Origin of the sequence: Microcystis sp. LSC13-02 (assembly GCA_002282935.1) — a bacterium.
Classification (GTDB): Bacteria; Cyanobacteriota; Cyanobacteriia; order Cyanobacteriales; family Microcystaceae; genus Microcystis.
This window is the reverse complement of record MTBT01000234.1, coordinates 1-8,292: the sequence shown is the minus strand read 5'-3', so window position 1 is coordinate 8,292 and position 8,292 is coordinate 1. Positions and strand designations below refer to the sequence as shown.

10 protein-coding genes are annotated in these 8,292 nt (G+C 41.6%); 3 read left to right on the top strand and 7 right to left on the bottom strand.

The features are described from left to right. Positions 1-123: 123 nt before the first annotated feature. Together fabZ and BGL89_RS14690 are read left to right on the top strand one after the other, a co-directional pair. Positions 124-603: a 3-hydroxyacyl-ACP dehydratase FabZ gene (gene fabZ, locus BGL89_RS14695; RefSeq protein WP_012268022.1), complete on the top strand. Its 480-nt coding sequence runs from the start codon at positions 124-126 to the stop codon at positions 601-603. Positions 604-606: 3 nt separating this feature from the next. Next, positions 607-1,374, top strand: coding sequence for a TspO-related membrane protein (locus BGL89_RS14690; RefSeq protein WP_286826329.1), 768 nt, complete (start codon positions 607-609; stop codon positions 1,372-1,374). On the opposite strand, the gene BGL89_RS14685 is transcribed toward BGL89_RS14690, so the two are convergent. The 3 genes from BGL89_RS14685 to BGL89_RS14675 all read right to left on the bottom strand — a co-directional run bounded on the left by BGL89_RS14685 (position 1,371) and on the right by BGL89_RS14675 (position 3,595). Continuing rightward, positions 1,371-1,835, bottom strand: a complete 465-nt coding sequence (locus BGL89_RS14685) for a VOC family protein (RefSeq protein WP_286826328.1) — start codon at positions 1,833-1,835, stop codon at positions 1,371-1,373. The genes BGL89_RS14690 and BGL89_RS14685 overlap by 4 nt on opposite strands. Before the next feature lie 68 nt (positions 1,836-1,903). Beyond that, on the bottom strand, positions 1,904-2,722 hold the full coding sequence (locus BGL89_RS14680) for a SirB1 family protein (RefSeq protein WP_286826327.1): 819 nt from the start codon (positions 2,720-2,722) through the stop codon (positions 1,904-1,906). A 78-nt stretch (positions 2,723-2,800) separates the two neighbouring features. Next, positions 2,801-3,595 (bottom strand): metallophosphoesterase family protein, encoded by a 795-nt coding sequence (locus BGL89_RS14675; RefSeq protein ID WP_286826326.1) that lies wholly within the window; start codon positions 3,593-3,595, stop codon positions 2,801-2,803. A 568-nt stretch (positions 3,596-4,163) separates the two neighbouring features. Between BGL89_RS14675 and nagA the strand changes: the two genes are divergently transcribed. Beyond that, on the top strand, positions 4,164-5,315 hold the full coding sequence (gene nagA, locus BGL89_RS14670) for an N-acetylglucosamine-6-phosphate deacetylase (RefSeq protein WP_286826325.1): 1,152 nt from the start codon (positions 4,164-4,166) through the stop codon (positions 5,313-5,315). Here the strand turns inward: nagA and ccmS are convergent. The 4 genes from ccmS to BGL89_RS14650 form a co-directional block, all read right to left on the bottom strand. After that, positions 5,271-5,711: a beta-carboxysome assembly chaperone CcmS gene (gene ccmS, locus BGL89_RS14665; protein ID WP_286826331.1), complete on the bottom strand. Its 441-nt coding sequence runs from the start codon at positions 5,709-5,711 to the stop codon at positions 5,271-5,273. The genes nagA and ccmS overlap by 45 nt on opposite strands. A 226-nt stretch (positions 5,712-5,937) precedes the next feature. Then, complete coding sequence (locus BGL89_RS14660; RefSeq protein ID WP_286826324.1) at positions 5,938-6,951, bottom strand: aldo/keto reductase; 1,014 nt, start codon at positions 6,949-6,951, stop codon at positions 5,938-5,940. Positions 6,952-7,179: 228 nt separating this feature from the next. Then, positions 7,180-7,497 carry a slr1957 family protein gene (locus tag BGL89_RS14655; RefSeq protein WP_286826323.1) on the bottom strand — a complete coding sequence of 106 codons (318 nt, stop codon included), beginning with the start codon at positions 7,495-7,497 and terminating at the stop codon, positions 7,180-7,182. A gap of 146 nt (positions 7,498-7,643) precedes the next feature. After that, positions 7,644-8,243, bottom strand: a complete 600-nt coding sequence (locus BGL89_RS14650) for a 5-formyltetrahydrofolate cyclo-ligase (RefSeq protein WP_286826330.1) — start codon at positions 8,241-8,243, stop codon at positions 7,644-7,646. Positions 8,244-8,292: the final 49 nt, after the last annotated feature.

Below are 8,292 nucleotides of genomic sequence, written 5' to 3'. Positions count from 1 at the left end.
GGGTAAAATCGGTAAGAATAGGCTTTTTCCATGTCTCACATTTTAGCATATATTCCGTAAATGTGTTAATATTTAACAGTAAAGCCGTCGTTCTACGACGGGGTTTCAGACCCAAAATTTTCGATGACCATCGTGACCGAAGCCTTAACCGAGTTGGAACCAGTCATAAAAACTACCTTTACCGTCGAGGAAATTCGCCAACTACTGCCCCATCGTTATCCCTTTGCCCTAGTCGATCGTATTATTGACTATGTACCCGGTCAAAAGGCCGTTGGCCTAAAAAATGTCACGATCAACGAGCCTTTTTTTCCCGGTCATATTCCCAATCGTCCCTTGATGCCGGGGGTGTTAATTGTTGAATCCATGGCCCAAGTGGGGGGAGTGATTTTGACCCAATTACCCGGGATGAAAGGAAAATTTTTTGCCTTCGCTGGCATTGATAAAACCCGTTTTCGTCGTCCTGTGGTGCCAGGGGATCAATTAATCATGACGGTGGAATTATTATCCTTCAAGATGAATAAAATTGCTAAAATGCAAGGGGAAGCAAGAGTCGATGGGCAATTGGCCGCTCAGGGCGAAATGATGTTTTCCATCTTTGATTGACCTATGAATTTTGATCGAGATCGTCTCCGACAAGAACTAAATTTATTTGCTATTCTAGGGGCTTTTATCACCAATATTTTCGCTAATATTTTCCCTCTCAACGGCGAAAATATCGGGGCTATCTCGAATACAGTTTTTCAAGATGTCTTAATTATTCCCGCTAATTATGCTTTTGCTATCTGGGGATTAATCTATCTGGGTTTAATTAGTCTGGGAATTTACCAAGCTTTGGCTTTCAATAAAACTGAACCGCGTTTGCGTCGGTTAGGCTACGAATTAGCCATCGCTAGTGCTTGTCAGATTCTCTGGGTAATTCTCTTTCAATCCCGTTTTTTTATCCTGTCTTTACTGGCAATGCTAGGCATTTTAATTCCTCTCATCCGGCTTTATCTCCGCTTAGAAATTAATCGCTTTATTGTCAATCGTAAACAGGGTTTATTAGTTAATGCTCCTATTAGTATCTATTTCGCTTGGATTACCGTAGCCACGATTGTCAACGTCGCTTCGGTGCTAGATTGGACCAACTGGAACGGTTGGGGAATTGCTCCTAGTATCTGGACGATGATAATCATGGTTATCGGGGCAATAATCGCGATTTTAGTCGGTTTAAACCGAAAAGATCGGGCTTTTATCGGGGTGTTTATCTGGGCTTTCTTGGCGATCGCTGTTAAACAGGTCTCTCTGCCTTTAATTGCGATAACGGCGATTATATTAGCGATTATCCTAACTTTTCTGGTTTTTAGTCGCAGTTTTCGTCCTCTGAGTCGTTAAGATGCGGGATCACAGCGAATTTCGACGATAAAGCCATCGGGATCGTAGAAGTAAACCCCCCTCCCAGTCGGACGGGTCACGGGTCCACTAGCAATAGTAATTCCCTGACTTTGTAGCACTTCTAGGGCAAAATCGAAGCATTCGGGAGCAATATCGAAGGCTAAATGGTTGGCACGGGTAAAAGCGATTTCGGCATTGTCGTCGGGGGGGTTTAAATCTGGTTCCCAAAATAGGTCAATTACTGTACCATCGGGGGTGATAAAATTGGCCACTTTTCCCTGGGCAACTAATTCTTTTAAGGTACTGGGAATTTTTTCCCCCACTAATTCCTCTAAGCCTAAAATTTCCCCATAAAAATGACGAGAAGCCTCCATATCTTTGACGTTGAAAGCGATATGATGGACTTTTCGCAGTTGACCAATTTTGAGTTTTTTCGTGGTGACAGAAGGACTAATAGTCATCTTAGTTATCATTTATCAGTAAAGGGTTGGGGGATTTTTCAGTGAACAGTAATCAGTAATCAGTCGACTTAAGAGTTAATTTTTTGCAATAATTGCCGAATGGATTCCGCATCTTGAGCGTTGGGTAGGAGAGCGAGATAGAAGCCTAAATCCTGTTGCGCTCGGCTAAATTGTCCAATTTGATAGTAAACTAAACCTCGATCGCGCAGCTCTAGGGGATGATTAGGAATGAGCAAAAGTAGCAGCTCTATTGTCCGAATTGTCTGAGACCATTGTTGACGATTCAGGTAAATATATTTTAAATTAGTCAACAAACGTAATAAAATTTGCTGATTGGTAGCAATATTGAGAAAATGTTCTTCTAATTTAACTGGCTGTTGATAAACTTGACTTAATCTTTCTTGACAGTCCTGTTTAAATAAGATTTCACCACCGTGAAAGGGATCGACAAAAATTTCCACTTCCTCGAAATCGGGACGGATAATAAAATGACCCGGCATACCAATTCCTACCATGGGAAAATCGATCTGTTTGGCAATCTCTAAATAGATGATCGAGAGAGTGAGCGGAATACCCGTGCGGCGATCAATTACGTCATTTAAGTAGCTATTGCGGGGGTCATAGTATTCTTGAGTATTACCAGTAAATTGTAAATCTTCAAACAAATATTGATTGATAATCTTGACTATTTTTAAAGGATATAATCTATCGGGTAAACGTTTTTTTACCTCCTCAGCCATTAAATTTATTCTATTTAAATAGTGATCAATATTGAGGCGCGGATATTCAAAATTGGCTATTTGTAGGGCTGCCCGAGCTAGATTTATCTCAGGGTCAGGATGTTGAATTGTTTCGATGAAGGCTTGGTATAAGAGTTCAAGGGTCATTAGCAAAGAGTATTAATCAGATTATCAACTATTTTAACCGATCCTTCCGATTTTATCGCTTCTCTTTTCCGATCACCATTAAATATTCAGCGATTTAGATGAGCTTTGCTGGGAATAGTAGCGAGAAATCTTGTCAATGTCTAGATTAACCACGGCTTTTTCTAAAGGGAGCGTGCGACAATTTTTATTTTGAGACTGCACTTGATAAACTAATTGATTTGTCCAATCTAAAGCAGTTAACCAACCACTTTGAGGATGATAAACCCCAGTTTCAATGTCTAGCCAACCGCTGCCGCGAGCTAGTTGTCCCGGTTTGACATCGGGAAAGGTAAAGGTTAAAGTATGACCTGTGATAATTAGTTTATCCTTGAAATAGGGTTGGGTCATGGTATGAAATTCATTTCTAATCCAACAAAACTGCTCGTTTGTTTGCTGTTCAAGGGGATATTCTGGGTGTACTCCTGCGTGAACTAACCAAATATCTCCTAGGTCTAAATAAGCGGGTAGGGATTGGAACCAATTGATATGCTCGGCGGGTATATTGTTATTATAACTTAGTAGTGTCGCCGCCCCACCACTCTCGATCCAGCCGTTGAACCATCTTTCAGGAACTTCTTTTCCCGTCAGAGCTTTTAAGAGCATATATTCATGATTTCCTAGGAGACATTGGTAGTTATTTTTGATGACAAAATTCACCACTTCCAAGCTCTGCTGTCCTCGATCGATTAAATCTCCCAGAAAATAAACCTCATCCTCACTATCGGGAGCAACTCGGTTTAATAGTCGCAAAAGTGTCTGAAAACTGCCATGCACATCTCCGATAATAATACGACGCGGTTCTTGAGTCTGTTTCCCTATTTTTCTAAACAACACACACCCCTCTCTAATCGCTGACTATACTGACATTGCTACTCTTTTATTGCTAAAAAAGTAGTTTTTATAAGGTCTTAATTTTATTATAGGACAAAGCTTTCCCTCTGACAGTCACTGGTTTTGGGGAACGCCGGAACTGCGGGAGAAAGGCTGTAAGTGGGTGGAATTAAATAGGGTCTGCTGAAAAAGTTTTTCGGTGGGGGTTGGGGGTTGGGGGTTGGGGGTTGGGGTGTGGGGTGTTTTCCCCCCAATCACTCCAAGGGTCGGCACTTTTTGAGGTCAAAAAAGTCTAAAAACCTTGTTGGATAAGGTTTTTAGATTTATTCAGCAGACCCTACTTAATTGTTTTGTAAAGTATTTTTGCAATCTCTGGACAGGGAGCGGTCAGGTTATGGTATCATTTTTTTATGATGATTTTTATACAATTGGATGTGGGCAGTCGAGCGCAAACGCAAAGATTCCCATTATATAAAAAAGTATCTCAAAAAAATGCACACTTGTCAAGCATCATCAAAAAAAAAGTTTTTTTTTTGAGATTATAATAAAAAAAAATTAGTTTTCTGCTTCTATGATAACCCTAATTAACGCTAGAATTCCCGCCCATCAGGATCGACAACAAATAGAGATAAATGCTGCTGGAAAGATTGAGAGGATAACGGAGATGGGGGGAAGGATAAAAGGGGAAAAGATTATCGATATGGAAGGGGATTGGCTATCGTTAGGAGGAGTAGATTTACAGATCAATGGAGGATTAGGATTAGCATTTCCCGACTTAGAAATAACAGATCTAGAAAAGTTAGATAAGATTAGCGATTATCTTGGGAATCAAGGAATTGATGGTTATCTTCCCACCCTAGTCACCACGTCCGTGGAGAAATTTCAAAAATCCCTCTCAGTAATTGCCAAATATATCGAGAAACAGCAACAGGAAAATCGAGGGAGCGCCCAGGTTTTAGGAGTACATTTAGAGGGTCCATTTTTAAACTATGAAAAAAGGGGGGCGCATCCGGGACAATATCTTTTAAAACCAAGTATAGAAACAGTAGATAAACTCTTTGGGAACTACTTATCGATCGTAAAAATTATCACCCTAGCTCCAGAATTAGATAGTAGCGGTACGGTGATTAAATACCTAAGCGATCGAGGAATTACCGTCAGTTTAGGACATTCGCAAGCGAGTCAAGAAATAGCCAAAAAAGCCTTTTTACAGGGGGCAAAAATGGTTACTCATGCCTTTAATGCCATGCCTCCTTTACATCATCGTCAACCGGGTTTATTAGGGGAAGCAATTATCAATCGTGATGTCTATTGTGGGTTAATTGCCGATGGTCAACACATCCATGCAACCATGATAGAATTATTACTAAAAGCCAGTAATTATCATCGAGGAATTTTCTTAGTTAGTGATGCTTTAGCACCGATCGGTTTAGGGGATGGTGTCTATCCTTGGGACGAGAGAGAAATTGAAGTTAAACAGGGAACAGCAAGACTTTTTGACGGTACTTTAGCGGGAACAACCTTACCCTTATTACAAGGAGTAGCCAATTTAGTTAACTGGGGAATATGTGATTTAGAAACAGCAATTCTTCTAGGGACAGAATCCCCCAGAAAAGCGATCGGATTAGCGGGTTTATCGGTGGGACAACCTGCCAACTTTTTGCGTTGGCAATCGGCATCAAATTGGGAAAGATTGGATTTCCGCCAGCATTTTGGACTCTAACTGTTGAATGAGGGTATCGAGATCCACTTCGAGGCGATTAAAACATTCAGGAGGGGAAAGATCGGGTTGAAAATAAATCAATTTTACCTGACCATCACCGATAGCGACTATAGCCACTTCTTCCCTGGGATTATAGCGATAAATAATCCCAAGCATCTCTTGAATTTTGCGATTAACCTGGCGATTTAATTTCTCTAGAGCTTCCTTAGAACAACAGACAAAATGGGGCTGGGGTTTAAGATCGATGCCCAGGGTTTCTTGGGCATCTTCTCCCCATTCCGAGAGTAAACCCCACATCAAACCGGCTAATTCCTGTTGATTTTCCTGCACGAATTGATCTAATTGATAGCGCCATTGATTAGCGGGATCATCGGGGATTGGTTGTTCAAATCTCATCATTAGCCTCTTTTCAGTTATCAGTTATCAGTTATCAGTTATCAGTTATCAGTTATCAGTTATCCGTCCTTGATAAGGGGGGGAAGCTGACAATTTTTAACACCTACCTACTTATCGAAAAAATCGGGACTAAAACCTCACCTTAAGGCGAAAAGTTTTGGGAGCGGGGCATAAATCCCCGTTACAAAAACGGACTCCTGCCCCTGCCGACCGCCGACCGCCTTCGTTAACGACGGTACTCATCACCGCAATCACCGATTAACTGCAATAAATCCTGGGATTTTTGCAAGACATGATCAATTTTTTGATAGTCTTGGGGGGATAATTGAAAATCGAAAATACGGGCATTTTCTTGGATATGTTCAGCAACACCCAAACGTACCCCAATAATTGCTCCAGCTACGGCTTTTTGTTCGAGAACATAACGCACTGCCACATTAGGAATGGTGACATGATAGGAATCAGCGATCGCTTTAAGAACGGTTAATAATTCTTGGAATAATTGCCAGTTTCCCCAAGCATTGATCATGTTTTTATATTTCCGTAAACTAGCGGTATTGAGACTCATGGCATTAGGTTCAGGATGACCGAGATATTTTGCCCCTAATAAGCCTCCTGCTAGAGTACCATAGGCGAGTAGATAGATGTTATGTTCCTGGCAAAATTGCGCCATTTTAGCTAGAGGACGACGATCGATCAGGGAAAACTGGACTTGATTGGAGACTATTTTAATCCCGGCGCTGAGAATAATTTTTAAATGTTCCGTGTCGAAATTAGTCAAGGCCAGGTGTTTAATTTTGCCTTCCTGTTGTAATTCTCCTAAAAAATATAAGGCATCTAGATAATTTTTATCGCGATAATCCCACCAGTGAAACTGCAATAAATCGAGACTATCCACATCCATACGACGTAGGGAAATAGCGATATTTTTTTCGACTATTTCCTTAGTCATTTTACCCGGACGGGGAACCCATTTAGTGAAAGCTTGCAGATTATTTAAAGCATCAATGCCCCTTTGGGCAACTAATTGACGACGAAATTCACCGATAAAATCTTCGGCCGGACCGTAATGATCGGCCAGATCCCAAGTGGTGAAACCGGCATCTAGATAGGAAAACATACTAGGGATCGCTTTTTGGGGTGCGATCGAACCATGGGACCCTGAAACTTGCCACATTCCGTTCAAAATACGACAAATTTCCAGATCGGGGGTAAACTGTAAGCGACGAGATTCGGACATGGGGACTTTTCAGTGATCAGTAAACAGTAAACAGTAATCAGTAAAAAGACAGCAGAAAACTGCCATTGAATACTGCTCACTTAATATTCTATTCTCCTACTGACTACTGATCACCGATTACTGATTCAAGACAGATCGATCGTCCCTGTCCAGAAAAAAGCGGTAAAGGGGAAGACTTTCGGAAAAATCTCCCCCTTTTTGGGTTTTTGCTGCTCAATTTTTGCCTGCTTAATATTCCACTTCCAATCGCGCTGCGGTGACAGCATCAAAAGCGAAAGCGAGAACTATAGGCATAGGACAAGCGAGGATGACACAGAGAATTAAAGCTGTTACAGTCAATCCGATCGCCACTCCTAACCAAAGTTTTTCGGCAGGAGATAGACCTTTTTGGCGCTTAATTTTTTGTAACACTTTGGTGGGAATTGGTTCTGGCATCACGGCATTGGGAGGGAATGCCCAATAATTACTGTAGCGTTCGAGAAATAGCTCTGTCCAGCCGTTTTCTTGACACCATTCTTGAATCCATGGTTCGTGAAAGTGTTTCATTGCTTCCCTGTTAACTTTTTCCAGTGATTACTTTAAACATCTCCTGATGTGAACTTCATCCTAGCAAAGCTATCTTAAGCGTCGATCGGATTCAATAAAACTTAATATATCTGGGGATTGGGTGTAAGGGAATAGGGAAATAATTGTTAAAAAATTTCGGTTCTTGACTCGCTACAGATTCCTTGTAATTTTTGGTCCCAAATATCGAGGGGAAGGGTATCGAGATAGGCAAAGTCAAAGACAATCCCGATCGAGGGGATAGCTTGCCATTCGGGGGAATGTAGGAGACGATCAAAATAACCTCCCCCGTAACCTAAGCGATAACCTTTGCGATCGCAAGCGACGGCGGGAATTAACAGTAAGTCCACTTCGGCAGGTAAAATTAGAGGAGCGATCGCTGTTGGTTCATAGATGCCATAACGATTTAATTCTAGGGGATCGTCGGCAGTCCAACAGTGCCAAGTCAGGCTATCTCCGTCACAACGGGAAAAACCCCAGCGATGGTGCTGGCAAAATAAGGAACTTAAATCCGGCTCTTGACGATGACTGAAGTAAGCGAGAATGGTTTTAGCGTGCTGAAATAAAGGTAAAGATTGTAAATTTTTGCAAAGTTGCTGACTATTTTCTTGCCAAATATGCTTAGGAAGCGCTCGTCTTTGGGTAATTAGTTGTTTGCGTAATTGGGCTTTTTTGGTAGCAGAATCCTTGACATCCTCGCCGCCGTAAAACGGACGGCGATTCCTCACCACGCCACCTTTTTAGAATGGTCGCTGAATGGGGTTGACGCTTCACGGG